Genomic DNA, 23757 nt, shown 5'->3' on the forward strand with positions numbered 1-23757 from the left:
ATGGTTGCGCGGATGGTAACCGCCTTCACTTGGCGGGCGACAGGGGCTACTTGAGCTTCGAAAGGGCCGTCCTCACCTGCGCGAGATCCGCGTCCGACGCCAACCCGGCGTGATAGAGCCGCAGTTCGTCCGCGCCCAGAGCGACCGCGTGCGCGGCGTCGGCAGCGAGGGTGCCGGGGGCGCCGCCCATGCCGGACACGACGGTCAGGTTCGCGGCGAGCGTGGTGCGGTCCGTGCGGTCGGTGCGGTCCGTGCGGTCCGTGCGGTCGGTGCGGTACGGGGCGAAGGCCGTCAGGGCGTCCGCGCTTCCCGTGCAGGGCACGACCACACCGTCGGCCACGGAAAGGATGTGCTCCGGGTCGACTCCCGCGTTGGCACCGCAGTGGTACGACACCGGGTCGGCGTGCAGCAGCACCCGGAAGCCGTCGGGAGCGGCGGCGCGCACGGCCGCGATCGCCGCCTCCTGGAGTGTGCGGGCGGTTTCCTCGCGCCACGCGCGCGTGGCGGCAGCCGTCTCGGCGCCCAGGAGCCGCTCCACCGCCTCCCAGCCGCCGGAGGGCTCCTCGCCCCGCCACACGGGCTCCAGGGCGCGGCGGACACGGTCCTCCAACTCGCCGGGAGCCAGGCCCTGCCGGGCGTACCCCTCACCGCAGTCCGCGCAGAAGCAGAGCGACATCAGGTACTGCCCGGCCTCCCCGAGCGACACCCCGGCGATCTTGTCGTGGGCGTGCAGATGCGCGAGTCCGTACCAGCCGAGGGACTCCAGCTCGGTGCCGCTCGCGCCGGGGCGGGCGGCGGCCTCGGCGGCGAGATCGACGAGGTACGCGCGCGTGGCGGGCTGGGCGATGCAGGGCGCCCAGGGATAGCGGTCTCCGTAGGCGTTGACGACGGAGGTGTCCGGATGTTCGGCGCCCATACGGGAGTTGTGGGCGAGGACCACCCAGGTGTGCACGTCGAGCCCGGCGGCTTCGAGCGCTTCGGCGGCCTCCCCGTAGGCATCGCCAGGGGCCCAGCTTCCGGCCTCGTACGGACGCAGCGGGCGCCCCTCCCACCGGCCGTCGGGTGCGTACAGCACCGCCGCGTGCTCGGCGGTGACGATGCGGTGGCGCGGGTGGCGGGGGGTCAGCGCGCGCGTGGAGTGGTAGGCGGAGGCGAGGGTGACCTGCTGGACGCCGAGGCCGGCGACGCGCGCGGGGGCCGCGGGGTCGCCGACGACGTCCCAGGGGTAGAGGAAGGCGGAGGTCCTCACGCGCCTTCCTCCCGCAGCAGGGCGCGCCCGCGCTCGGTCAGCTCCGCGAGGCGCTTGATGTGTTCGTCGGCGGGTTCGTGCAGCGGCGTACGCACCCCGCCGACGTCGAGCCCGGCCAGCCGTACGCCCGCCTTGACGAGGGATACGGCATAGCCGCGGCCCTCGCCGCGCAGCTCCACGAAGGGGCGGTAGAAGCCGTCGATGAGCCGGTTCACGGTGGCGTCACCCTCGGCGGTCCCGGCGTTGAAGGCCCGGTGGAAGGCGAGCGCGATGTCGGGCGCGAAGCAGAAGACGGCCGACGAGTAGAGCGTCACGCCGATACCGCGGTAGGCGAGCCCGGTCAGCTCGGCGGTGGGCAGGCCGTTGAAGTAGAGGAATTCCTCCGGGACTTCGGCGCGCACCGCGCTGACGATGCGCTGCATCAGGTCCATGTCCCCGAGGCCGTCCTTGAAGCCGATGATGCCCTCGGTGCGCGCGAGCTCGACGACCGTCTCCGGGGTGAACACGGCGTTGTCGCGCTGATAGACGATGACTTCGAGGGAGGTGGCCGCGGCCAGTTCGGCGTAGTGCCGCAGCAGGCCCTCCTGTCCGGCCACGACGAGGTAGGGCGGCATCGCGAGCAGCCCGTCGGCGCCCGCCTCCTCGGCGAGTCGCGCGTACCGCACGGCCAGCGCGGTACCGTACCCGGCGCCCGCGACCACCGGCACCCGGCCCGCCGTCTCCTCGACGGCGGCTGCGACGCACGCCCGGAACTCCTCGGGTGTCAGAGCGTGGAACTCGCCCGTGCCGCAGCACGCGAACACGGCCGCGGCGCCCGCGTCGACGCCCGCGCGCACATGTGCGCGGAAGACGTCGAGGTCGACGGAGCCGTCCGGTGCGTAGGCGGTGACCGGGAAGAACAACGGCCCGCTGGGGATGACGAGTCGAGCGGCGAGGGGTGCTGACGTCACGGGCTCTCCCTTAGCGTGCACGTTTCTGATCCACGTCCATATTTCTGAACAGACCCACGCTAAGCCGCTCCCTGAGCCCCGGTCAAGCGCCGGAGTCGGCCCAAGGTCGACAAGAGATCGATGATCCATGGGCGATCGGCGAGCGGATTCCCGGCCTCCGTACGACACTTGACGCGACGAGCCGTTGATCCCTAGCGTGTCCACAGATATGAATGCTGTACGCACACGCGAACGCAGCCGCCGACGCTTGCGCTGACGCAGCCGCTGATCCGAGGAGACCCCCTCATGCCCGCTCCCCGCACCGTCCTGCTCACCGGCGCCGCAGGCGGCCTCGGCACCCTGATGCGGGGGCTGCTTCCGGCGTACGGCTACGAACTGCGGCTGCTCGACGTGCGGCCCATCGAGGGCGAGCCGGCCGCGATCACGGCGGACCTCGCGGACAAGAAGGCGCTGCGGGAGGCCGTGCGGGGTGTCGACGCGGTCATCCACCTCGCGGGCATCTCCCTGGAGTCCTCCTTCGACAAGATCCTGCGAGCGAACATCGAGGGGACGTACAACCTCTACGAAGCGGCGCGCGAGGAGGGCGTCGGCCGGATCGTCTTCGCTTCGTCGAACCACGCGGTGGGGTTCACGCCGCGGCCCGTCGGCGACGACGATCCGCTGATCGCGGTGGACACTCCGCGCCGTCCCGACACGTTCTACGGCCTCTCCAAGTCCTTCGGCGAGGATCTCGCCCAGTTCTACTGGGACAAGCACGGGGTGGAGACGGTCTCCGTGCGGATCGGTTCATGCTTCCTGGAGCCGACGAGTGTGCGGATGCTGTCGGTCTGGATGAGCCCCGGGGACGGGGCCCGCCTCTTCCACGCGGCGCTGACCGCTTCCGCGGTGGGGCATGCGGTGGTGTACGGGTCGTCCGCCAACACGCGGCTGTGGTGGGACCTTTCGTCGGCGCGGGCGCTGGGGTACTCGCCGCAGGACGACTCCGAGCAGTATGCGGAGAAGCTGGTGGCGGAGCAGGGTGAACTGGACCCCGCGAACCCGGACCACGCGAACCTGGGGGGCCACTTCTGCACGAACCCGCCGGTGTGGCCGTACTAGCGGCTCCTTTCCCCAACCCCGCCCCTTCCCGAAAACCCGCTGCGCGGGGGCGTCCTCAAACGCCGGACGGCTGAAGATTCAGCCCGTCCGGCGTTTGAGGACGAACTCGGCGAAGCCGGTGATTGCGGCACGCAAGGCCCCCGCGCCAGAGCGGGCAGCGAACGGGCACCCCCAACCCCCAGTACGGGCACGGACCAAGCCCGAAGCAGAGGCCCAGGCCCCGCCAAACGGGCACAGCCGGGCACCATCACCCCCGCTCCGAGCCTGTTCACGCACCGCCTCCCGCTGTAGAACTTCCCCACAGGGCCCGAACGGGCAGGGCGAGGGAAGGAAGCGGCGGCCATGACCGCGGAAGAGCGCCAGCGGGAAATCGTCAGGGCGGCACGGACCTCCGGCTCCGTGGACGTCACCGCACTGGCCACCGAACTGGGAGTCGCCAAGGAAACCGTCCGCCGCGACCTCCGCGCCCTGGAGGACCACGGCCTGGTCCGCCGCACCCACGGCGGCGCCTACCCCGTGGAGAGCGCCGGCTTCGAGACGACCCTCGCCTTCCGCACCACCATGCACGTCCCGGAGAAGCGAAGGATCGCCACCGCCGCCGCCGACCTCCTCGGCGACGCCGAGACGGTCTTCGTCGACGAGGGCTTCACCCCGCAGCTCATCGCCGAGGCCCTCCCCGAAGCCGCCGAGGGACGCCCCCTGACCATCGTCACCGCGTCCCTGGCCACCGCCGGCGCCCTCGCCGAGGCGGACAACATGTCCGTACTCCTCCTCGGCGGCCGCGTCCGCCCCGGCACGCTCGCGACGGTCGACCACTGGACGACGCGCATGCTGGCCGGGTTCGTGATCGACCTCGCCTTCATCGGGGCCAACGGCATCTCCCGGGAGTACGGCCTGACCACGCCCGACCCGGCGGTCAGCGAGGTGAAGACGCAGGCCATCCGCGCGTCACGGCGCACCGTGTTCGCGGGTGTGCACACCAAGTTCGGTGCGACGAGCTTCTGCAGGTTCGGTCACGTCGGCGAGCTGGAGGCGATCGTCACGAGCACACAACTGCCCGCCTCCGAGGCGCACCGCTACTCGCTCCAGGGCCCCCAGGTCATCCGCGTCTGACCCCATCCCCCGGCCCCAAGCCCGGCCCAGTCCCCCGCCCCGTCCGTTCACCCACCCCCGGTACCTCTCGTGATCCCGCGCGCCCAAAAGCACCCCCATCCCCCATACGTCCAGGAGCACCCATGCGAACCCACAGCCGACGGAGGCCGCGCGCACTCGCCGCGGCAGCCGCAGGGACGCTGCTTGCCCCGCTGCTCTCCGGCTGCTGGGCCGGGGCGGGCGGGACCGGTTCAGGCGGCGACTCCATCAACGTACTGATGGTGAACAACCCGCAGATGGTCGAACTGCAGAAGCTCACCGCCGCCCACTTCACCAAGGAGACGGGCATCAAGGTGAACTTCACGGTCCTGCCCGAGAACGACGTCCGCGACAAGATCAGCCAGGACTTCGCCAACCAGGCCGGCCAGTACGACGTCGCCACGCTCAGCAACTACGAGATCCCGATCTACGCCAAGAACGACTGGCTGCACGAACTCGGCTCGTACACCCGCAAGGACAAGGCGTACGACGAGAAGGACGTACTGCCGTCCATGCGCCAGTCCCTCACCGGGGACGACGGCAAGCTCTACGGGCAGCCCTTCTACGGAGAGTCGTCCTTCCTGATGTACCGCAAGGACGTGTTCAAGAAGGCCGGCCTGACCATGCCGAAGAAGCCCACCTGGCAGCAGGTGGCGAAGCTCGCGGCCGATGTGGACGGTGCCGAGTCCGGGATGAAGGGCATCTGTCTGCGCGGACTTCCGGGCTGGGGTGAACTGATCGCGCCGCTGACGACCGTGGTGAACACCTTCGGAGGGACGTGGTTCGACAAGGGGTGGAAGGCCCGCCTCGACTCCCCCGAGTTCGAGAAGGCGACGCGCTTCTACGTGGACCTCGTCCGTGAGCACGGCGAGTCAGGCGCCGCCCAGTCCGGCTATGCCGAGTGCCTGAACAACCTCACCCAGGGCAAGACAGCCATGTGGTACGACGCCACGGCCGCCGCCGGTTCGCTGGAGTCGGCCAAGTCCCCGGTCAAGGGCAAGATCGGCTACGTGCCGGCGCCCGTCGAGAAGACGAAGAGCTCCGGGTGGCTCTACACCTGGGCCTGGGGCCTGCAGAAGGCGTCACGCAACCCTGACAAGGCCTGGAAGTTCGTCTCCTGGGCGTCCAGCAAGGAGTACGAGGAACTGGTCGGCGAGAAGATCGGCTGGTCCAACGTCCCCGCGGGCAAGCGCGCTTCGACGTACGCCAATCCCGAGTACCGCGAGGAAGCCGCCGCCTTCCAGGACGTCACCCACGCCGCCATCGAGGGCGCGAGGCCGCGCGACCCGGGCGTACAGCCCCGGCCCGCGCCCGGCATCCAGTTCGTCGGCATTCCCGAGTTCACCGACCTCGGCACGAAGGTCTCCCAGGAGATCAGCGCGGCCATCGCCGGGCGCCAGTCCGTCGAATCGGCCCTCGAGAAGTCACAGAAGCTCGCCGAGAAGATCGCCGAGGAGTACGAGGGACGATGACCGCCACCGCGAGTACCACCACCGTCGCGCCCACCACCGCGCGCGCCCCCGCACCCAAGGCACCGGGAAGGCTGCGCGCCTGGGCCACCAGGGCCCCGCTGCTGCCCGCCCTGATCTTCATGGTCGTCGTCACCCAACTGCCCTTCGTGGCCACGCTGGTGATCTCCTTCTTCGACTGGAACGCCCTCTACCCCGACGCCCGCAGCTTCGCCGGCTTCGACAACTACTCCGAGGTCCTCACCGACCCGGACCTGCGCAAGTCCGTCCTGACGACCATCGTGCTCACGGCCACCGTCGTGATCGCGAGCCTCGTCATCGGCCTCGGGCTCGCCCTGCTCCTCGACCGGAAGTTCCGGGGCCGGGGCATGGTGCGTACGTTGCTCATCGCGCCGTTCCTGCTGGTGCCGGTGGCCGCGGCGCTGCTGTGGAAGCACGTGCTCTACAACCCCGAGTACGGCCTCTTCAACGGCCTGCTGCACTGGGTGGGCGGTGACGGCGCGACACAGCCCGACTGGGTGTCCAACACCCCGCTCATCGCCATCGAGGCCTCCCTGATCTGGCAGTGGACGCCCTTCATGATGCTGATCCTGCTCGCGGGCCTGCAGAGCCGCGACAGTGAACTCATCGAAGCCGCCCGCATGGACGGGGCCGGCAACTGGCAGGTGTTCCGGTATCTGACGCTGCCGCATCTGCGCCGCTATCTGGAGCTTGGCGCACTGCTCGGCTCGATCTACATCGTGCAGAACTTCGACGCCGTCTTCACGATCACCTCGGGCGGTCTCGGCACCGCCAACCTGCCGTACACCGTCTACCAGAGCTTCTACCAGGCCCACGAGAACGGACTGGCGTCCGCCGCCGGTGTCCTCGTCGTCATCGGTTCCATCATCATCGCGACCTTCGCGCTGCGGGTCGTCTCGTCCCTGTTCCGTGAGGAGGCGTCCCGCGCATGAGTACCGCCGTGACGCGTATACGTACCCGGCCCGGGAGCCGCTTTCGCATCCGGGGCTCGGCGGGCCTCGGCCTCGTCGCGTGGCTCATCGGCCTGCTGTTCTTCCTGCCGATCGCCTGGATGACGCTGACCTCCTTCCACTCGGAGGAGGACGCCGCGACCAACCCGCCCTCGCTCGCCGCCTCGCTCACCCTGGACGGCTACCGCGACTTCTTCGGGTCGGGCGGCGGCGCGAGCCCCTGGCCCTCGCTCATCAACTCGACCGTGGCGTCGGTCGCCTCGACCCTCCTCGTGCTGTTGCTCGCGCTGCCCGCCGCGTACGCGCTGTCCATCAGGCCGGTGAAGAAGTGGACGGACGTCCTGTTCTTCTTCCTCTCCACGAAGATGCTGCCGGTCGTGGCGGGCCTGCTTCCGATCTACCTCTTCGCCAAGAACGCCGAGATGCTCGACAACATCTGGCTGCTCGTCATCCTCTACACGTCGATGAACCTGCCGATCGCGGTGTGGATGATGCAGTCCTTCCTCTCCGAGGTGCCGGTCGCGATCATCGAGGCCGCGCAGATCGACGGGGCGCGGCTGCCCACCATCCTCACGCGCGTGGTGTCCCCCATCGCGCTGCCGGGCATCGCGGCGACCTCCCTGATCTGCTTCATCTTCAGCTGGAACGAACTCCTCTTCGCGCGGGTGCTCACGGGTGTCGTCGCCCAGACCGCGCCCGTGTTCCTGACCGGCTTCATCACCAGCCAGGGCCTGTTCCTGGCCAAGGTGTGCGCCGCGTCCCTCGTGATCTCCCTGCCGGTACTCGCCGCGGGGTTCGCCGCCCAGGACAAGCTGGTCCAGGGCCTGTCGTTGGGAGCAGTCAAGTGAAGGCCGCCATCATCGAGTCCGTCGGCAAGGCTGTCGTCGGCGAGGTGCCCGACCCCACTCCGGGGCCGCGCGAGGTCGTCGTCGAGGTCGCCGCGTGCGGTCTGTGCGGGACCGATCTGCACATCCTGCAGGGCGAGTTCGCGCCCACGCTGCCGGTGGTGCCGGGGCACGAGTTCGCCGGGGAGGTGGTGGGTCTGGGCAGTGCGGTGACGGAACTGTCCGTCGGCGACCGGGTCGCCGTCGACCCCTCGCTCTACTGCTACGAGTGCCGCTACTGCCGCACCGGCCACAACAACCTGTGCGAGCGCTGGGCCGCGATCGGTGTCACCACCGCGGGCGGCGCCGCCCAGTACGCCGTCGCGCCCGTCGCCAACTGCGTGCGGCTCCCCGAGAACGTACGCACCCAGGACGCGGCCCTCATCGAGCCGCTGTCCTGCGCGGTGCGCGGCTACGACGTGCTCCGTGCCCGGCTGGGCGCCCACGTCCTGATCTACGGCTCCGGGACGATGGGCCTGATGATGCTGGAGCTCGCCAAGCGGACGGGGGCGGCGAGCGTGGACGTGGTGGACCTCAACGCGGACCGGCTCGCGACGGCGCGACAGTTGGGCGTGTCGGGCTCCGCCGCCGGCGCGGACGAGCTCGACCGGCCGCAGGGCTGGGACATCGTGGTCGACGCCACGGGCAACGCGAACGCGATCCAGGACGGCCTCGGGCGCGTCGCCAAGGCGGGGACGTTCCTGCAGTTCGGGGTGGCCGACTACGCGACGCGGGTCAGCATCGACCCGTACCGCATCTACAACCAGGAGATCACCATCACCGGGTCGATGGCGGTGCTGCACAGCTATGAGCGGGCGGCGGAGCTGTTCGCGGGCGGCGTCCTTGACCCGGACGTGTTCATCAGCGACCGGATGCCGCTGGATGCGTACCCTGCGGCGCTCGACCGGTTCGCCTCCGGCGTCGGCCGGAAGATCGTGGTGGTGCCGTAGGGGCGTTCTAGCGGCTCCGCCGCGGAGGGGCTCCGCCAGAAACTTGCGCGGGTAAGGGAACGGCAAAGGCGGGACGTTCGTTACCCCGTGCATGACCGCTATGACACCCGGCTCGAACATCCCTCTCTCCGCCACCCGCGTGGCGGTGGACGTCGCCGCTCCGGTGCGGCTCGACGTATCGGGCCTGCTGCTCACCGCCGACGGCAAGGTGCGCTCCGACGACGACTTCATCTTCTTCAACCAGCCCGCGGGCCCCGGCGTGACCTACCAGTCGGGTGGCGGCACGACCCCCGACAAGATCACGGTGGACACCAGCGCCGTGCCCGCGGGCATCGAGAAGATCGTCGTCACCGCGAGCCCGGACGCGGCGGGCCAGTCCTTCCAGGGCATCGAGCCCACCGCCACCATCCGCAACGCGGACGACGGCTCCGTCCTCGCCACGTTCACGCCCCCGCAGCTCGGCGGCGAGACCGCCCTGGTGATCGTCGAGGTCTATCTGCGCAACGGCGCGTGGAAGGCCCGCGCCGTCGGTCAGGGGTACTCGAACGGCCTGGCCGGCATCGCGACGGACTTCGGTGTCTCGGTCGAGGAGCCCGCGGCCCCGGCCGCTCCGGCCGCCGCCGCGCCCGCCGCCCCGATGGCGCCGCCCTCCGGCGCCCCGGTCCAGGGCCCGCCCCCGCCGGTCGCGGACCCGCGTCTCGCGGCGCCGGCCGCGCCCGCCGCGCCCGCGGCCCCCGCGCCCGGTGCCGGGAAGATCAACCTGGACAAGGGCCGGGTCAACCTCCAGAAGAACCAGACCGTATCCCTGGTCAAGGGCGGCAAGCCGCTCCTCTCGCAGGTCAAGATGGGCCTGGGCTGGGAGCCGGCGTACGGCGGCAAGGACATCGACCTGGACGCCTCCGTCATCGCGTACGGCCCGCAGCGCAACCACGTGGACAGTTGCTACTTCGGCAAGCTGTCGATCGTGAACGGCGCGATCAAGCACTCCGGCGACAACCTCACGGGTGAGGGCGGCGGTGACGACGAGGTGATCGTCGTGGACCTGGGCCGTCTGCCGCAGGACGTGACCGGCCTCGTCTTCACGGTGAACTCGTTCTCGGGCCAGAAGTTCACGCAGGTCGCCAAGGCGTACTGCCGCCTGCTGGACGCGGCGTCGGGCGAGGAGCTGGTCCGCTTCGACCTCACGAACGCCGAGGCGCAGACGGGCGTGATGATGGCCAAGCTCATCAGGCAGTTCACGGGCGAGTGGGAAATGACCGCCATGGGTGACTTCGTGAAGTCGCGGACCGTGCGCGGAATGGTGAAGCCCGCGGCGCAGGCGCTCTAGCCGCGGCGGGCATGTGCAGGGGCGGCCGCCGGGAGGATTCCTCCTGGCGGCCGCCCCTTTGTCGTACGCAGATCAGCGGATCAGAGCTTGGACAGCTTGGGATACGGGCTCAGGAACCTTCCCTGGCGGCCTGCGAAGTCGATGACCACCGCTTCCTCGCCTTCGACTCCGACGATCCGTCCGAGTCCGTACTGGTCGTGCGAGACCCGGTCGCCCACGGCGAACTGCTCGATGGGCGGTGCGGGCGGCGGCGGAACGTTAAAGGGGCTGTTCGGCAGGTGGCGTCGGGTACCGGGGGGCCTCGTCATGTTCTGAGTATGCGCCCTCCGGACCCCGGCGCACCATGCTCCGACCTCACACGGTCCTCACATCGGCATCAAACCGACACACAAATTCCCCTTCCCCGTAGCGTTACGTAGTTACCCCGTTGCACCGAGCGCACATGTGTGCACAGAGGCCTCGATCGGCCTCGCTCAGAACAGAGCGCTGTAGGCATTCAGGGCGGGCTGCCCGCCGAGGTGGGCGTACAGGACGGTCGCGTCGCGCGCGATCTCGCCCCGGTCCACCAGGTCGATCATCCCGGCCATCGACTTCCCCTCGTAGACGGGGTCGGTCACCATGCCCTCCGTGCGGGCGGCGAGCCGCATCGCGTCGAGGGTCGCCTCGTCGGGGAGTCCGTAGGTGCCCGCGTGATAGCGCGCGTCCAGCTCGATGTCGGCGTCATCGACCGCCGCCTGTACGCCGATGAGTTCCGCCGTCCCGCGCGTGATCCTGGCGATCTGCTCGCGGGTGCGGCCGGGATTGGCGGAGGCGTCGATGCCGAGGACGCGGCGGGGGCGGGCGCCCTCCTCCGTGAGCGCGGCGAATCCGGCGATCATGCCGGCCTGTGTGGACCCGGTCACCGAGCAGACCACGACGGTGTCGAAGAAGACCCCCAGCTCCTGTTCCTGCTCGGCCACTTCGTACGCCCAGCCCGCGAAGCCCAGACCGCCGAGCCGGTGCTCGGAGCAGCCCGCCGGGATCGCGTACGGCGTGCCGCCCGCCTCCTCGACCTCGCGCACCGCCTGCTCCCAGCTCTCCTTGATGCCGATGCCGAATCCGGCGCGTACGAGGCGTACGTCAGCGCCCGCGAGCCTGCTGATGAGGATGTTGCCGACCTTGTCGTAGACGGAGTCGGGCCAGTCGACCCAACTCTCCTGGATCAGCACGCACTTGAGGCCCGCGCGGGCGGCCACGGCCGCGACCTGGCGGGTGTGGTTGGACTGGACACCGCCGATCGACACGAGGGTGTCGCAGCCCTGGGCGAGGGCGTCGGCGACCAGGTACTCCAGCTTGCGGGTCTTGTTGCCGCCGTACGCGATGCCGGAGTTGCAGTCCTCCCGCTTGGCCCAGAGCGTCGCGCCGCCGAGGTGGTGGGTGAGGCGGTCCAGGGAGTGGACGGGCGAGGGGCCGAAAAGGAGGGGGTAGCGGGCGTAGGAGTCGAGGGGCGCGGACATGGCGGGCCTCCGGAAGGTTCAGGGACTTCAGGGGCGTCAGGGGCTTCAGGGGTGGGCGAGCTCTTCCAGGGCGCTCCAGATCTCCGTGGTGGCGGCGGCCGCGGCGGCCGGGTCTCCGTCCGCGCACGCGTCGATGAGACGCTCGTGCAGTTCGGCGGATCCGCAGGTCACGCCCTCGCCGAAGCGCTGCCTCTCCAGGCGGCGGATGAGGGGGGTGTAGCGGGCGATGGTGGCCGCGGCAGCGCTGTTGCCGCAGGCCTCGACGAGGACGCCGTGCAGGTCGTCGTCGGCGCGCAGGGCGCCCTCCACGTCGCCGGACGCGACGGCCGCCGCGAACCGGTGGTTGGCCTCCCGCATCGCGTCAAGGTGCGCGCGCTCCAGGCGGGGCACCGCGCCGCTGGCGACGAGTTCGTGCATGGCGCGGACGACGGCCGCCGCGTCCCTGACGTCGGCGGCGTCCAGCGGCGTCACCCGGGTGTGGCTCTGCGGTTTGCTCTCCAGGAGGCCTTCGTCGACGAGCCGCGCGAACGCCTCGCGGACAGGCGCGCGGGAAAGACCGAGCGAGGCGGCGAGCTCGGCGTCCCGCACGACACTGCCCGGCGGAAGATCACCGCCGACGATGGCGTCACGGATCGATGCGTACGCCTGGTCCCTGAGCAGGGTGCGGCGCACCGGTTGCATGGCTCCCATGCACTGAAATGTTAGATGTCAACTCCCGGGGCGGGCAAGGGAATCGACGCCTGCGCGGGTTCTAGCCGCGCTGCCTGCGCCACGGCCCCGTGATCGCCAGCATGATGCCGGGGGTCTGGATGTTGGCGTAGAGGGTCCTGCCGTCGGGCGAGAACGTGACGCCGGTGAACTCGCTGTACGAGGGCTTCTCGGGGGTGCCCGCGTTCAGTTCGTTGCGTGCGATCGGGTACGTGCGCCCGCGCTCGGTCGCCCCGAAGAGGTGCTGGATGCCGTTGCCGTCCTCGGCGATGACGAGGCCGCCGTACGGGGAGACGGTGATGTTGTCCGGGCTGTCGAAGGCGCCTTCCTTGGAGGGGTCCTGGTTGACGCCGAGGAGGACCTTCAGGGTGAGGGTGCGGCGGGCCGGGTGGTAGAACCACACCTGGCCGTCGTGCTGGACCGGGCTCTCGTCGCGGGCGTACGAGGCCACGATGTAGGCACCGCCGTCACCCCACCACATGCCTTCGAGCTTGCGGGCACGCGTGATGTCGCCGTCGTCGAACTGCTCGCGCACCGGCACCGTACGGGCGTCGCGGTCCGGGACCTCCACCCAGTCCACGCCGTACACGGTGCCGATCTTGGTGGCGCGGGACAGGTCGTCCACGAAGCGGCCGCCGGAGTCGTAGCACTTGGGCGCCTTCAGGACACCCGCGTCGTCGGCGAGGGCACGCAGCTTGCCGCGGCCGTGCTCGAAGCCCTGCGGCGGGGTCCAGCGGTAGAGCAGGCCGTTGGGCTCGTCGGCGTCCTCGGTGAGGTAGAGGTGCCCGCGCTTGGGGTCGACGACGACGGCCTCGTGGGCGTAGCGGCCGAGTGCCTTGATCGGTTTGGGTGTCCGGTTGGCGCGCCGGTCGTAGGGGTCGACCTCGAAGACGTAGCCGTGGTCCTTGGTCATGCCGTTCTGGCCGGCCTTGTCCTCGGTCTCCTCGCAGGTCAGCCAGGTGCCCCAGGGGGTCGAGCCGCCGGCGCAGTTGGTGGCGGTGCCCGCGATGCCGACCCACTCGGCCACGTGCCCGTCGCGGCGGACCTCGACGACGGTGCAGCCGCCGGACGCGGCCGGGTCGTAGACCAGGCCGTCGGTCAGCGGGACCGGGTGGTCCCACTTGGAGCGAGGGCCGCTCAGCTCGTGGTTGTTGACGAGCAGCGTGACGCCGCGCGGGCCCTCGAAGGTGGCCGTGCCGTCGTGGTTGGACGGCGTGAACTCGCCGGTCTCCAGCTTCGTCCTGCCGCTGTGGGTGAGGACGCGGTACGAGAATCCGGCGGGCAGCGCGAGCAGGCCGTCCGGGTCGGGGACGAGGGGCCCGTAGCCGGGGGCGCCGCCGCCGAGCGGGTCGGCCCCGCCCTCCGTCGTCTCCTCGGCCGCGAGCGCGCCGGGTGCGGTGGCGAGCGCGCCGACGCTGCCGGCCAGCGCGACCCCCGCGCCGGTGATCGCGGAGCGTCTGGCGAAGTCCCTGCGGGTGAGCGACATGATGTCTCCTGAGGCGCGTACGAAGCGGGCTACGGGCTAACTGTGTACGTGCTGCGACTGCCGGCCTGCGCGTTTTCGGACACTTCCTGCGTATTTCCGGGTAGGTCCAGTCTCGGCCGGGCTGCTGTCGGCGTCACGTTCCCGCTCGCGTATAAACGGCGGTTGAACGCCGTCCGACGTCAAGGGGCCACCTTCCATGAACCTGCCTGCCGCCAACCGCCGTGTCCTGATCAGCGGAGCCTCCCGCGGTCTGGGCAGAGCCCTCGCGCAGGCCTTCGCCGCGAACGGCGACCGGGTCGCCGTGCACTACGGCTCGCGCGAGGAGGAGGCACGCGCGACGCTCGCCTCGCTCGCGGGCGATGGCCACGTCCTGGTGGGCGGGGATCTGTCGGAACCGGCGGGCGCGGCGGACGTCGCCCGGCGGGCCACCGAGGCGCTCGGCGGCCTCGACGTCCTGGTGAACAACGCCGCCGTGAACCTGCCGCACCCCCTCGCCGACACCTCGTACGAGGACTGGGCGGCCCTGTGGCACCAGCACGTTTCGGTGAATCTCCTGGCGACGGCAAACCTCAGCCACCTGGCGGCCCGCCGGATGATCGACCAGGGCACGGGCGGCCGCATCGTGAACATCGGCTCGCGCGGCGCGTTCCGCGGAGAGCCCGACCACCCGGCGTACGGGGCGACCAAGGCGGCCGTGCACGCGCTCGGCCAGTCCCTCGCGGTGTCGCTCGCGCCGTACGGGATCGCGGTGGCGTCGGTGGCGCCCGGCTTCTTCGAGACGGAGAGGGTCGCGCACCGGCTGAGCGGGGACGAGGGCGCGGCGATCCGCGCGCAGAGTCCGTTCGGGCGGGCGGGCACGGCGGACGAGATCGCCGCGGCGGTGCTGTGGCTCGCTTCGCCGGTCGCGGAGTGGGCGTCGGGCTCGGTGCTCGATCTCAACGGGGCATCGCATCTGCGCACCTGACCGAGAGGTTGGAAGAATCTTCGTAAAGAAGGTCATCGAGCGCGGATCACCCGTAAAGCCAAGATTTCGTGCGGAATGCCTTGACCCGCCATCCGCACGGCAATAGACATCCCCTACCTGCATCACCCGTTGGGGGAGGCGAGCCGCGTGGACGCATCGCAGGCACGCCACCTCCATGAGGACCGGCTGATGAAGCTGGCCAATGTCACCGGCGTCGGTATCGGGAAGGACGACCTGACCGGGGCGGACGTGATCGTCGTGTTCGTGACCCGCAAGGTGCCCCGTGACCGGCTCCGGGACGAAGACGTGGTTCCGGAAGTACTCGAAGGCGTCCCCGTGCGTGTGCTCGCCATCGGTGAGCCCGCGGCGCAGTAGGACGGCCCGCGCAAGTTGCCCGGAACTCCACCCCTCAACCAAGGGGAAGAGGTGGTCTGGCGTGGTGAGCCAGCCCGAATTGATGCGAGGACCCACCGGCGGTCAGCTCAGCGACAGCTCACGCCGGCAAGCGTCCGGGGACTTCCTGGGCCCCCAGACGTCGCCGGCCAACGTCGTCGGCTTCGGCCACGGCGTGAAGTGGACCGACGGAGAGCCCACCGGCGAACCCGCGGTCATCGTGTTCGTCACCCAGAAGGTCCCGGAGTCCATGCTCCCGGAGCGGGACGTCATCCCCGCCCAGATGGACGACGGCACCCCCACCGACGTGGTCGCCGTCGGCCACGTCGCCGCACAGCGGCAGCAGCGCAAGGCGGGCCGCACCGACGACCGCTCGGTGCGGTACGGCCCCGACGGCGGCGTGAGCGAACAGCTCGCGGGCCTCTCGCAGCCCACGCTGGAAGAGCTCTCCGGACTCGGCGCGTTCGAGCCGCAGCTCCTCAAGCGCCGGATGCGCCCATGCCCCTCCGGCGCCTCGGTCGGCAACGTCCGCGTGACGGCGGGCACGCTCGGCAGCGTGGTCTACGACTTCCTGCCCGGCGCCTCCGTCGACCCGCCGGGCCCCGGCCTCGGCATACCGGCGAAGTTCTACATCCTCTCCAACAACCACGTGCTCGCCGACTCCAACCGCGCCCAGCTGGGCAGCGCGATCGTGCAGCCGGGCGTCTTCGACGGCGGCCAGGACCCGGCCGACCGCATCGCGACCCTGGAGCGCTTCATCACGATCCAGTTCGCCCCGCAGATCCCGCTGGAACGGCACAACAACGTCGTCGACGCGGCCCTCGGCACCGTCGACTTCCAGGACGCCAGCCGCGAGACGTATTTCAGCGGCGCCCCGCGCGCCTGGCGCCGCAAGGCGAACGTCGCGGTCGGCGACCTGGTGAAGAAGACCGGCCGCACGACCAACATCTCCTTCGGCCGGATCATCGCCGTCGACGCGACGATCGACGTCAACTACGGCACCGCGGGCACCGCCCGCTTCAAGGACCAGATCCTGACGACGAACATCTCGGCGGGCGGCGACTCGGGGTCCCTGGTGACCTCGCTCGACAACGTCGCGCTCGGCCTGCTGTTCGCCGGTTCCTCGACCGTCACCGTGCTCAACCACCTGGAGAACGTCCGCGCGCTGCTGCGGGTCGAGGTCTCCGAACAGCTGGCCTGACCGGTCGCACCACGAGAGGAGGGCTTCCATGACCACTCAGGCACGCAAGCAGAAGGGGCAGGCCCGCGCGGAGCACCGCTTCCACAATCCGCAGGGCGCCGAGGTCAAAACGCGCGACGAGGCGTTCGCCGCGCCCCAGGATGTGTCCGCCGAGGCGGTTGCCACCACCTGCGAGCTGGAGCTGCACAACGGTGCGATCACCTTCGCCATAGAGGTGAAGTTCAACCCGAACACTTACCCGCACGTGGTGACCGGCGGCCAGATCACCTCCGGCATCTGCGGCGCCCCGTGGGAGATCACGGGCGGCTTCATGGGCGACACCATGCGCCTGGACGCCAAGCGCACCGGGCAGGGCTCCTGCGCCGACACGATCACACTCGTCGGCGAGTACCAGAACCCTCCGGCGTACCGGGGGACGTACGGCTTCAACGGCGCGACGTCGTCGTTCAAGCACACGACGCTGTATCAGTGCTGAGCTGAACCGCGGGCGGCCGGGCCGGATGTTCCGGCCCGGCCGCCTTCGGCATCACATCCCTTGCTGCGAACGGGCCTTGAACGCCGCCTTGCGGGCTTCCTTGGCCACCTTCTTGTCGGGGTGCAGCCGCCCCATCGCTTCCAGGACGTCCGCGGTGGCGGGGTGTTCGACCCGCCAGGCCGCGGCGAAGAACCCGCTGTGCTGCTCGGAAAGGCCCTCCACGAGACCCTGCAGCTCATCGGAGTTGCCCTCGGCGGCGAGCTGCGCGGCGATGGTGTCGATGGTCAGCCAGAAGACCAGCGCCTCGGAGGGCGCGGGCACGTCGGCCGCCCCGTGCTCGGCAAGCCACACCCGGGCGAGCCCACCGAGCTCCGCGTCGTCGAGCACCTCACGCAGCGCGGGCTCCGCCTCGTCGCCGACCAGCGAGAGCGCCTGCTGGCAGCGGAGGCGCCGCAGCGGCGCACCCTCGTCCCCGCCCCGCGCTGCGGCCAGCAACTCCCGTGCGGCGCCCAGCGGTTCGTGCCGGGCGAGCCACTGCTCGATCTCGGCCTGCGCGGCGGCCTGCGGGAAGCCGGCCGTCCCTTCGAGCAGCGCGTCGGCGCCCTTGTCCGTGAGATCGCCGACCGCGGGGGCGTCCACGCCGGCCTCCAGCATCCGCGCCCGGATGCCGTACACACCGAGCGGGGTCAGCTTGACCATGCCGTACCGCGTGACGTCCTCGTCGTCGTCCGGCAGCGGCGCCTCCGCCTCGTCGATGTCCACCATGAGGGCCTCGTCGACCGGCTGGTACTCGACGAGCCCGAGCGGCTCGAAGAGCCGGAACTGGTCGTCGAGCTTCATCATCGCGTCCGACACCTGCTCCAGGATGTCGTCCGTGGGCTCCCCCATGTCGTCGGGCACGATCATCGACGCGGCGAGCGCGGGCAGCGGCACCGGGCCCTCGCCGGCCCCCGCCTCGCCCGCGGTGAGCAGGTACAGGTTGCCGAGCACGCCGTCCAGGAAGTCGGCCTCCGCCTGCGGGTCCCAGCCGAGCTCCTCGAAGTCGACCTCACCCTTCTCCTCCAGGACGTCGAGGAGGTTGTCCATGTCGGGCACGGTCGCGTCCGCGTACACGGTGTCCAGGGCGCCCAGCCAGACGGCCAGGATGTCCTGCGGGCTGCCGGAGGTGAGCGCGGCGAGGTCCTCGCCCGGGGTCACCGTGCCCGGCGCGTCGGCTCCCGCCGACTCGTCCGCATCCGTGACGTCCACCAGGCCGGTGTCGACGGCCACGCGCCAGGCCTCGCTCGCGTACGCGGCGGCGTCCGGGTCGTCCGCTTCGAGGCCCAGCTCCGCCACGGCGGCCGGCAGCTGCTCCTCGATGAGCTCACCGCCCGCCCCGACCCGCGTGTCGGGGCCCGCCCAGCGGGCGAGCCGCGCGGCGCGGGAGAGCAGCGGTGTGGCGAGCGCGGCCCGCGCGAGTTCCGCTTCGGAGTGCAGCAGCACCGGCGGCAGGGTGGCGGGACTTACGGACATCGGCTGGTTCTCCTCCGGGGGAAAGCAACGGTTCTGCTGGGTCGAAGCCTAGACGGATTTGGACGCATGCCGCCCGGTTCATGTCCCTGTCAGAAGACATACACGGCGAGAACACCCGCCGAACCTTGACAACTCCCCTGGCCACGCAAGAGATTGACGCGCGTAGAGCGCTGAGCGCGCCTTCCCGTCCGACGTGCTTCGTACGCCCGCCCCGCACTCTCACCTCACCCTCACCCTCACCCTCACCCTCACCCTCACTCACCCGGAGTGCCTTGCCCATGCCGCACATATCCCGTGCCACCCGGCCCGCCGTGAGATCCGCCGCCGTCTCCACCGTCGTGGCGACCGCCCTCGCGGCCGGTCTGCTCGCCGTGAGCTCGTCGTCCGCGTCCGCCGCCGAGGTGCGCGTCCACGACATCCAGGGCACCTCCCGCCTCTCGCCCCTCGCCGGACAGCAGGTCACGGACGTGACCGGCATCGTGACCGGCGTCCGTACGTACGGCTCGAAGGGCTTCTGGATCCAGGACCCGAAAGCCGACTCCGACGCCGCGACCAGCGAGGGCGTCTTCGTCTACACCGGGTCCGCGGCCCTGACCGTGAAGGCGGGTGACGCGGTCCGCGTCTCCGGGACCGTCACCGAGTACGTGCCCGGCGGCGAGGCGTCCGGCAACCAGTCCCTGACCCAGCTCACCAAGCCGACGGTCACGGTCGAGTCGTCCGGCAACGCGCTGCCCGCGCCCGTCACGGTGAACGCCAAGTCGGTGCCGTCCAGGTACGCGCCCGCCGGTGACCCCGCGGACGGCGGCAGCATCAACGGGCTCCGCCTGAAGCCCCGTTCGTACGCCCTCGACCTGTACGAGTCCCTGGAGGGCATGAACGTACGCGTCGGCACCTCGCGCGTGGTCGGCGCCACCGACCCGTACTCGGAGCTGTGGGTCACCGTGAAGCCGCACGAGAACCCGAACCGGCGCGGCGGCACGGTCTACGCGTCCTACGACGACCAGAACACCGGGCGCCTGCAGATCCAGCAGCTCGCCCCGATCTCCGAGCAGCCCTTCCCGAAGGCGAACGTCGGCGACGCCCTTTCCGGTGGCGCCGAAGGCCCCCTGGACTTCAACCAGTTCGGCGGCTACACGCTGGTCGCGCGTACCCTGGGCAAGGTCACGGACAAGGGTCTCGTACGGGAGAAGACACGGCGCCAGGCCAAGGGTGAGCTCGCTGTCGCGACGTACAACGTCGAGAACCTCGACCCCGGTGATCCGCAGACGAAGTTCGACGCGCTCGCCGGGGCCGTCGTCTCGCATCTCGCCTCGCCCGACATCCTCGCCCTGGAGGAGATCCAGGACGACAACGGCGCGAAGAACGACGGGACCGTCTCGGCGGAGGCGACCCTGCAGAAGTTCGCGGACGCGATCGTCGCCGCGGGCGGGCCCCGGTACGAGTGGCGGTCCATCGCCCCCGAGAACAACAAGGACGGCGGGGAGCCGGGTGGCAACATCCGTCAGGTGTTCCTCTTCAACCCCGACCGGGTCTCCTTCACGGACCGGGGCCAGGGGGACGCGACCACGGGCACGGATGTCGTACGGTCCTCCGGCGGGCGCGCGGCGCTGACGCTCTCCCCCGGGCGCGTCGACCCCGCGAACACCGCGTGGGAGGACAGCCGCAAGCCGCTGGCCGGGGAGTTCACCTTCCGGGGGCGCAGTGTGATCGTGGTCGCCAACCACTTCGGGTCGAAGGGTGGCGACGAGGGGCTTACGTCACGGCACCAGCCGCCGGTGCGGTCGTCGGAGGCCAAGCGGCTTCGGCAGGCGCAGGCGGTGAACGCCTTCGTGCGGGACGTGCGGAAGGTGCAGAAGAGCGCGGACGTGGTCGTCGTGGGCGACGTGAACGACTTCGAGTTCTCGCGGACGACGGCCGCGCTGGAGGCGGGCGGCGCGCTGAAGTCCGCGGTCAAGTCCCTTCCGCGGTCGGAGCGTTACTCGTACGTCTACCAGGGCAACTCCCAGGTGCTCGACCAGATTCTGACGAGCCCCGGGGTGGGCAGGGGCTTCGCGTACGACAGCGTGCACATCAACGCGGAGTTCGCGGAGCAGAACAGTGACCATGACCCGCAGGTGCTGCGGTTCCGGCCGTAGGCGTCAGCCGTAGAGCCTGAGGAGCCAGTCCCGCCAGGCCATTTCGGTGCCCTTGGCGTCCGCCTGCGGCGCGAAGTCGTGGATGCTGACGGCGACCGGGGCGCCGAAGTGGTTGCGGCCGAAGAAGCGGTAGAGCGCGGTGTCCGTGCGCAGGCCGATGAAGTGCCTGCTGCGGAAGTCGACCATCGCGTCGAGGCGTTCGCCGGGGGCGTCCACCCGTACGCGGGCGCCCTCGGACGCGTCGTCGGGAAGGCCGAGGCGGCGGCCGAGCCTGATGAGGGCGTCCGGTGCGGCGGCGGGGGCCGGCCCGTCGAGGCCGGTGAAGGTGGCGGGAAGGCCCGGGAAGTACGTCAGGTACTGGCGCAAAGTGTGCAGGTAGAAGTCGGTGTGCTTGGTGGCCGCGTCGTACTGGTTGTCCCAGTCGGCGGTGAGGACGCCGCTGTGCACGTAGCGGACCCAGGAGCGGCGGCCGCCGTCGCGGGGCTCGATGGCGCGGTCGAGCTGGTTGCGGATCTGGCCCTGCGGCAGGCCTTCGGGGTCGTCGACGCGGTCGGTGAGGCGGTGCGGGGGCTCCCAGCGGGTGACGACGCCACCGAAGGGGGCTGAGCCGCCCTCCCGGGGTTCGTACTCCGCCATGGGCCACAGCCAGCCGCCGGTGCCGGTGGTGAACGCCTCCCAGACCTCGGTGGGAGAGGCGTCGACCTCGAACTCCCGCGCGATCTCGAACTCCTTGCCCGCGGTCATGACGACTCCCCCCTGACGCCCCACTTCGCTTCAACATCCCACCGGCGCCCCTTTCCGTCCAGGGCGGTGGGCGACGGGTCCAGAGCGGAGGGCGTCGGGGCTCAACGCGGCTCGAGAGCGCGAGCCAGGCGGTACGTGCCCGCCGCCGGCAGCCCTTCCGCGCTCTCCCACTCGGCGTAGCTGATCACCCGCTCACCGTCCGTCGTCACGTGGAAGTGGCGGGAGATCAGGCCGGGCGCCGTCTGCGGATCCGCGTCCTCCCCCTCGGTGATCACGATCGCCCCTGCCACCCGGTCATCCCCGGCCGCCCGCGCCACCCCGTCCCGCAGCCGCGTCTTGCGCAACCCCAGCCGTTCGATGCCCGGCACGGCCTCGTCGATCTCGGCGTTCCGCTCGTCCCTGCCGTGGGCGAAGAAGTCCTGGTACGCCGCCTCGTCCCGCCAGTGCGAGCGGTGCGCCAGCGTCGACCCGTCCGCGCCGGCGTACACGGTGTACGACAGGAGCCCCTCGTGCGGCCACGGACGACTCCCCCAGGCCGCGGCGATCGCCTCGACCGCCGCCCGCTGCCGCTCCGGCGTACCCGTGCTCCAGGTACTGAGAAACACGAGCCCGCCGTGCGCGCGTGCCGGGTCGGGGAGGGAGGTGGTGTCGACATGTGCCTTCATGACCTGCTCCTTCTGCGGGTGGACGGGCGCTGCTCGGCCCGACGCACGCACATCCTGCGACCTCAAGCCAACTTGAGGTCAAGCCCGTTCAGGGGAAGCGGCGACCGGCCCGAGCCCGGGACGCCGCGCCCCGTCACGACCGCCGGTCACAGGAGGTGGCCGCCGCCGTCCACCAGAAGGATCTCGCCGGTGATGTACGAGGCGTTCACCAGGTCGAAGACGGCGTCCGCGATGTCCTGCGGCCGGCCCACGCGGCGCAGCGGGAGCCGCGCCGCGGTCTCCTCCATCGCGGACTCGATGCCCTCCACTCCGTCGAACCACGGGGTGTCGATCATGCCGGGCGCGACCGCGTTGACCCGTATGTCCGGGCCGAGCGTCTTGGCGAGCAGTTTCGTCATGTGGTTCACGGCGGCCTTGCTGACCGAGTACGGGATCGAGCTGCCGCCGGGGCGCACGCCCGCCTGGGAGGAGATGGTGACGACGCTGCCCGTTCCGCTCGCCCTGAGGTGGGGGACGGCCGCCGTGATCGTCTGCCAGACGCCGATGACGTTGATGTCGTACAGATCGCGCCAGACCTGGGGGTTCGCGGTCTCGAGGTCGTCGTGCGGGATGAAGCGGGTGGCTCCCGCGCAGTTGACCAGGATGTCCAGTCGTCCGTAGGCGTCGACCGCGGACCGGACCAGGCGCTTGGCGTCGTCCTCATCGGCGACGTTCGCCCGGACGTAACGGGCGTCGGGGAGTTCGGCGGCCAGTTTCTCGCCTGCCTCGACCGAGCGGGCGGAGTTGAGCACCACGCGGATCCCCGCCGCTGCGAGACGTCTGGCCACCTCGGCGCCGATGCCCGACGACGAGCCCGTCACCAGGGCCACGCGCGCCTCTTGTGCCGTCCCCGCCCGGCTGTCGTTCGCTGTCCCGGCTCGGGTTTCGTTCTTGTTCATCAAGCCTCATGCCTTCGTCATGTCGGCCTGTCGCACCCCGCGCCGATCATGCCAGACAGCTTTCCGGGTCCCTATTCCCGCCCGTCCCCCGCCAGCCGCGCCAATTCCCCCTGGAACACATCGAGCCGGGCCTGCAGCAGCGCCGCCTCCGCGACCAGTTCGGGTACGCCCATGGCCTCGGACGGCGACCCCGGCACCGTCTCGGGGCCCGCCCCGGTGACCGTGAGGCCCTCTCCGGCCAGGCGGGCGAACGCCGGGAGTTCCAGTGATGTGCGCCTGCCCGCGCAGGCACCGCACGCCCCCTCCACGACCCGCCACCCCGGCCTGCCCCACCCGGCGTCCGCGAGGACCGAGGCGCGCGCCCCGCAGCTGCAGGGCTGCACCGTCACGGCGCGCACCCGTTGGCGCGCGTACCGGAAGCCCCGCTCGAAGCGGATGTACGCGCCGAGCACCGTGACCTGCAGCAGCGCCGCCCCCCGGTGTTCGGCGGTGCACAGGAGGGCCTGGGCCGTGGCGCGGTCGTGGACGCAGTGGAAGCCGCAGTCGCAGCGGCGGTGCGGGGCCGCGTGCCGTCGCCCGTAGACGCAGCGGGCCTCGTCGAGCACGCCGTAGGGCAGGGCCGCACCCAGGGAGATGCCGGTGAAGCCCGCTCTCGCGCCGTCCTGGGACAGTGCGAGGCGGGCGATCTTGTATCCGGTCGGCGGCTCCTTCGGGCGTTCCGCGGGGAGCCGCAGCCTCATCGGACCGCGGGGACCTCGGCCGCGGGGAGTTCGGCCGCGGGCTCGTCGGCCGTCACCGCCGGTTCGGGTTCGGGCGCCGTCTGCTGCCCGAGGTCCTTCTGCCGCAGGCGCTCCTTCGGGTCTTCCTCGGCGATCCCGGTGGCGAGTGCTTTGCCCAGCCTCATGACGCCTCCTGTGGCCGGCCGCCGCGCGGCCGTCCGTCGACTACCGTCGGCCCATGGTGGCTCATACGGGGGCGAGTTGGCACTAGGGCGGGGCGGTCACGGGGCGG

24 protein-coding genes are annotated in these 23757 nt (G+C 70.9%); 12 read left to right on the top strand and 12 right to left on the bottom strand.

What is annotated here, in order from left to right:
* Window positions 1-46 precede the first annotated feature (46 nt).
* Both ACIBCK_RS00540 and ACIBCK_RS00545 read right to left on the bottom strand, forming a co-directional pair.
* On the bottom strand, window positions 47-1249 hold the full coding sequence (locus ACIBCK_RS00540; protein WP_399385908.1) for a hypothetical protein: 1203 nt from the start codon (window positions 1247-1249) through the stop codon (window positions 47-49).
* Window positions 1246-2199, bottom strand: coding sequence for a 5-dehydro-4-deoxyglucarate dehydratase (locus ACIBCK_RS00545; RefSeq protein ID WP_399385909.1), 954 nt, complete (start codon window positions 2197-2199; stop codon window positions 1246-1248). The genes ACIBCK_RS00540 and ACIBCK_RS00545 overlap by 4 nt, the downstream gene beginning before the upstream one ends.
* 285 nt (window positions 2200-2484) lie before the next feature.
* Between ACIBCK_RS00545 and ACIBCK_RS00550 the strand changes: the two genes are divergently transcribed.
* The 7 genes from ACIBCK_RS00550 to ACIBCK_RS00580 all read left to right on the top strand — a co-directional run bounded on the left by ACIBCK_RS00550 (window position 2485) and on the right by ACIBCK_RS00580 (window position 10029).
* On the top strand, window positions 2485-3297 hold the full coding sequence (locus ACIBCK_RS00550) for an NAD-dependent epimerase/dehydratase family protein (RefSeq protein ID WP_399385910.1): 813 nt from the start codon (window positions 2485-2487) through the stop codon (window positions 3295-3297).
* A gap of 342 nt (window positions 3298-3639) precedes the next feature.
* The gene (locus tag ACIBCK_RS00555; protein ID WP_399385911.1) at window positions 3640-4410 is read left to right on the top strand and encodes a DeoR/GlpR family DNA-binding transcription regulator; all 771 of its coding nucleotides are present in this window, start codon (window positions 3640-3642) and stop codon (window positions 4408-4410) included.
* A 122-nt stretch (window positions 4411-4532) separates the two neighbouring features.
* Complete coding sequence (locus ACIBCK_RS00560; protein WP_399385912.1) at window positions 4533-5900, top strand: ABC transporter substrate-binding protein; 1368 nt, start codon at window positions 4533-4535, stop codon at window positions 5898-5900.
* Window positions 5897-6850, top strand: coding sequence for a carbohydrate ABC transporter permease (locus ACIBCK_RS00565; protein WP_399385913.1), 954 nt, complete (start codon window positions 5897-5899; stop codon window positions 6848-6850). The genes ACIBCK_RS00560 and ACIBCK_RS00565 overlap by 4 nt, the downstream gene beginning before the upstream one ends.
* Window positions 6847-7716: a carbohydrate ABC transporter permease gene (locus ACIBCK_RS00570; protein WP_399385914.1), complete on the top strand. Its 870-nt coding sequence runs from the start codon at window positions 6847-6849 to the stop codon at window positions 7714-7716. Before ACIBCK_RS00565 ends, ACIBCK_RS00570 begins: the two co-directional genes overlap by 4 nt.
* On the top strand, window positions 7713-8702 hold the full coding sequence (locus tag ACIBCK_RS00575; RefSeq protein ID WP_399385915.1) for a zinc-dependent alcohol dehydrogenase family protein: 990 nt from the start codon (window positions 7713-7715) through the stop codon (window positions 8700-8702). The genes ACIBCK_RS00570 and ACIBCK_RS00575 overlap by 4 nt, the downstream gene beginning before the upstream one ends.
* Window positions 8703-8802: 100 nt before the next feature.
* Window positions 8803-10029, top strand: a complete 1227-nt coding sequence (locus ACIBCK_RS00580; protein ID WP_399387159.1) for a TerD family protein — start codon at window positions 8803-8805, stop codon at window positions 10027-10029.
* A gap of 80 nt (window positions 10030-10109) precedes the next feature.
* Here the strand turns inward: ACIBCK_RS00580 and ACIBCK_RS00585 are convergent, their stop codons facing one another.
* The 4 genes from ACIBCK_RS00585 to ACIBCK_RS00600 form a co-directional block, all read right to left on the bottom strand.
* On the bottom strand, window positions 10110-10337 hold the full coding sequence (locus tag ACIBCK_RS00585; protein WP_249590658.1) for a CarD family transcriptional regulator: 228 nt from the start codon (window positions 10335-10337) through the stop codon (window positions 10110-10112).
* Between the two features lie 165 nt (window positions 10338-10502).
* On the bottom strand, window positions 10503-11525 hold the full coding sequence (locus tag ACIBCK_RS00590; RefSeq protein ID WP_399385916.1) for a 1-aminocyclopropane-1-carboxylate deaminase: 1023 nt from the start codon (window positions 11523-11525) through the stop codon (window positions 10503-10505).
* Window positions 11526-11570: 45 nt separating this feature from the next.
* The gene (locus ACIBCK_RS00595; protein ID WP_399385917.1) at window positions 11571-12215 is read right to left on the bottom strand and encodes a GntR family transcriptional regulator; all 645 of its coding nucleotides are present in this window, start codon (window positions 12213-12215) and stop codon (window positions 11571-11573) included.
* A gap of 61 nt (window positions 12216-12276) precedes the next feature.
* Window positions 12277-13719: an alkaline phosphatase PhoX gene (locus ACIBCK_RS00600; protein WP_399385918.1), complete on the bottom strand. Its 1443-nt coding sequence runs from the start codon at window positions 13717-13719 to the stop codon at window positions 12277-12279.
* Between the two features lie 196 nt (window positions 13720-13915).
* On the opposite strand from ACIBCK_RS00600, the gene ACIBCK_RS00605 reads away from it, so the two are divergent.
* The 4 genes from ACIBCK_RS00605 (at window position 13916) to ACIBCK_RS00620 (ending at window position 16752) form a co-directional block, all read left to right on the top strand.
* On the top strand, window positions 13916-14683 hold the full coding sequence (locus ACIBCK_RS00605) for an SDR family NAD(P)-dependent oxidoreductase (RefSeq protein ID WP_399385919.1): 768 nt from the start codon (window positions 13916-13918) through the stop codon (window positions 14681-14683).
* A 147-nt stretch (window positions 14684-14830) separates the two neighbouring features.
* Complete coding sequence (locus ACIBCK_RS00610; RefSeq protein WP_399385920.1) at window positions 14831-15058, top strand: hypothetical protein; 228 nt, start codon at window positions 14831-14833, stop codon at window positions 15056-15058.
* A 64-nt stretch (window positions 15059-15122) separates the two neighbouring features.
* Entirely contained in the window at window positions 15123-16277 is a 1155-nt protein-coding gene (locus ACIBCK_RS00615) for a hypothetical protein (RefSeq protein WP_399385921.1), read from the top strand.
* A 28-nt stretch (window positions 16278-16305) separates the two neighbouring features.
* Complete coding sequence (locus ACIBCK_RS00620) at window positions 16306-16752, top strand: hypothetical protein (protein ID WP_399385922.1); 447 nt, start codon at window positions 16306-16308, stop codon at window positions 16750-16752.
* A gap of 51 nt (window positions 16753-16803) precedes the next feature.
* Here ACIBCK_RS00620 and ACIBCK_RS00625 read toward each other — a convergent pair whose 3' ends face one another.
* A complete protein-coding gene (locus tag ACIBCK_RS00625) occupies window positions 16804-18264 on the bottom strand; it encodes a hypothetical protein (RefSeq protein WP_399385923.1) in 1461 nt (486 codons plus the stop codon).
* A 278-nt stretch (window positions 18265-18542) separates the two neighbouring features.
* On the opposite strand from ACIBCK_RS00625, the gene ACIBCK_RS00630 reads away from it, so the two are divergent.
* Window positions 18543-20399 carry an endonuclease/exonuclease/phosphatase family protein gene (locus ACIBCK_RS00630; protein ID WP_399385924.1) on the top strand — a complete coding sequence of 619 codons (1857 nt, stop codon included), beginning with the start codon at window positions 18543-18545 and terminating at the stop codon, window positions 20397-20399.
* Between the two features lie 3 nt (window positions 20400-20402).
* Here the strand turns inward: ACIBCK_RS00630 and ACIBCK_RS00635 are convergent, their stop codons facing one another.
* The 5 genes from ACIBCK_RS00635 to ACIBCK_RS00655 form a co-directional block, all read right to left on the bottom strand.
* Complete coding sequence (locus tag ACIBCK_RS00635) at window positions 20403-21143, bottom strand: SRPBCC domain-containing protein (RefSeq protein ID WP_399385925.1); 741 nt, start codon at window positions 21141-21143, stop codon at window positions 20403-20405.
* Window positions 21144-21244: 101 nt separating this feature from the next.
* Complete coding sequence (locus ACIBCK_RS00640) at window positions 21245-21808, bottom strand: antibiotic biosynthesis monooxygenase (protein WP_399385926.1); 564 nt, start codon at window positions 21806-21808, stop codon at window positions 21245-21247.
* A gap of 146 nt (window positions 21809-21954) precedes the next feature.
* Window positions 21955-22746, bottom strand: a complete 792-nt coding sequence (locus ACIBCK_RS00645) for a glucose 1-dehydrogenase (RefSeq protein ID WP_367040636.1) — start codon at window positions 22744-22746, stop codon at window positions 21955-21957.
* Between the two features lie 71 nt (window positions 22747-22817).
* Window positions 22818-23486, bottom strand: a complete 669-nt coding sequence (locus ACIBCK_RS00650) for a hypothetical protein (RefSeq protein WP_399385927.1) — start codon at window positions 23484-23486, stop codon at window positions 22818-22820.
* Window positions 23483-23650, bottom strand: a complete 168-nt coding sequence (locus ACIBCK_RS00655; protein ID WP_399385928.1) for a hypothetical protein — start codon at window positions 23648-23650, stop codon at window positions 23483-23485. Before ACIBCK_RS00655 ends, ACIBCK_RS00650 begins: the two co-directional genes overlap by 4 nt.
* Window positions 23651-23757: the final 107 nt, after the last annotated feature.

Source organism: Streptomyces sp. NPDC051218 (genome assembly GCF_044455475.1).
Classification (GTDB): domain Bacteria; phylum Actinomycetota; class Actinomycetes; order Streptomycetales; family Streptomycetaceae; genus Streptomyces.

Coding starts and splice junctions, on each gene's coding strand:
- ACIBCK_RS00650 (WP_399385927.1), bottom strand. CDS start 23,486: ATGAGGCTGCGGCTCCCCGCGGAACGCCCGAAGGAGCCGCCGACCGGA.
- ACIBCK_RS00655 (WP_399385928.1), bottom strand. CDS start 23,650: ATGAGGCTGGGCAAAGCACTCGCCACCGGGATCGCCGAGGAAGACCCG.
- ACIBCK_RS00570 (WP_399385914.1), top strand. CDS start 6,847: ATGAGTACCGCCGTGACGCGTATACGTACCCGGCCCGGGAGCCGCTTT.
- ACIBCK_RS00565 (WP_399385913.1), top strand. CDS start 5,897: ATGACCGCCACCGCGAGTACCACCACCGTCGCGCCCACCACCGCGCGC.
- ACIBCK_RS00585 (WP_249590658.1), bottom strand. CDS start 10,337: ATGACGAGGCCCCCCGGTACCCGACGCCACCTGCCGAACAGCCCCTTT.
- ACIBCK_RS00635 (WP_399385925.1), bottom strand. CDS start 21,143: ATGACCGCGGGCAAGGAGTTCGAGATCGCGCGGGAGTTCGAGGTCGAC.
- ACIBCK_RS00555 (WP_399385911.1), top strand. CDS start 3,640: ATGACCGCGGAAGAGCGCCAGCGGGAAATCGTCAGGGCGGCACGGACC.
- ACIBCK_RS00640 (WP_399385926.1), bottom strand. CDS start 21,808: ATGAAGGCACATGTCGACACCACCTCCCTCCCCGACCCGGCACGCGCG.
- ACIBCK_RS00620 (WP_399385922.1), top strand. CDS start 16,306: ATGACCACTCAGGCACGCAAGCAGAAGGGGCAGGCCCGCGCGGAGCAC.
- ACIBCK_RS00560 (WP_399385912.1), top strand. CDS start 4,533: ATGCGAACCCACAGCCGACGGAGGCCGCGCGCACTCGCCGCGGCAGCC.
- ACIBCK_RS00595 (WP_399385917.1), bottom strand. CDS start 12,215: ATGGGAGCCATGCAACCGGTGCGCCGCACCCTGCTCAGGGACCAGGCG.
- ACIBCK_RS00550 (WP_399385910.1), top strand. CDS start 2,485: ATGCCCGCTCCCCGCACCGTCCTGCTCACCGGCGCCGCAGGCGGCCTC.
- ACIBCK_RS00625 (WP_399385923.1), bottom strand. CDS start 18,264: ATGTCCGTAAGTCCCGCCACCCTGCCGCCGGTGCTGCTGCACTCCGAA.
- ACIBCK_RS00600 (WP_399385918.1), bottom strand. CDS start 13,719: ATGTCGCTCACCCGCAGGGACTTCGCCAGACGCTCCGCGATCACCGGC.
- ACIBCK_RS00605 (WP_399385919.1), top strand. CDS start 13,916: ATGAACCTGCCTGCCGCCAACCGCCGTGTCCTGATCAGCGGAGCCTCC.
- ACIBCK_RS00630 (WP_399385924.1), top strand. CDS start 18,543: ATGCCGCACATATCCCGTGCCACCCGGCCCGCCGTGAGATCCGCCGCC.
- ACIBCK_RS00645 (WP_367040636.1), bottom strand. CDS start 22,746: ATGAACAAGAACGAAACCCGAGCCGGGACAGCGAACGACAGCCGGGCG.
- ACIBCK_RS00590 (WP_399385916.1), bottom strand. CDS start 11,525: ATGTCCGCGCCCCTCGACTCCTACGCCCGCTACCCCCTCCTTTTCGGC.
- ACIBCK_RS00580 (WP_399387159.1), top strand. CDS start 8,803: ATGACACCCGGCTCGAACATCCCTCTCTCCGCCACCCGCGTGGCGGTG.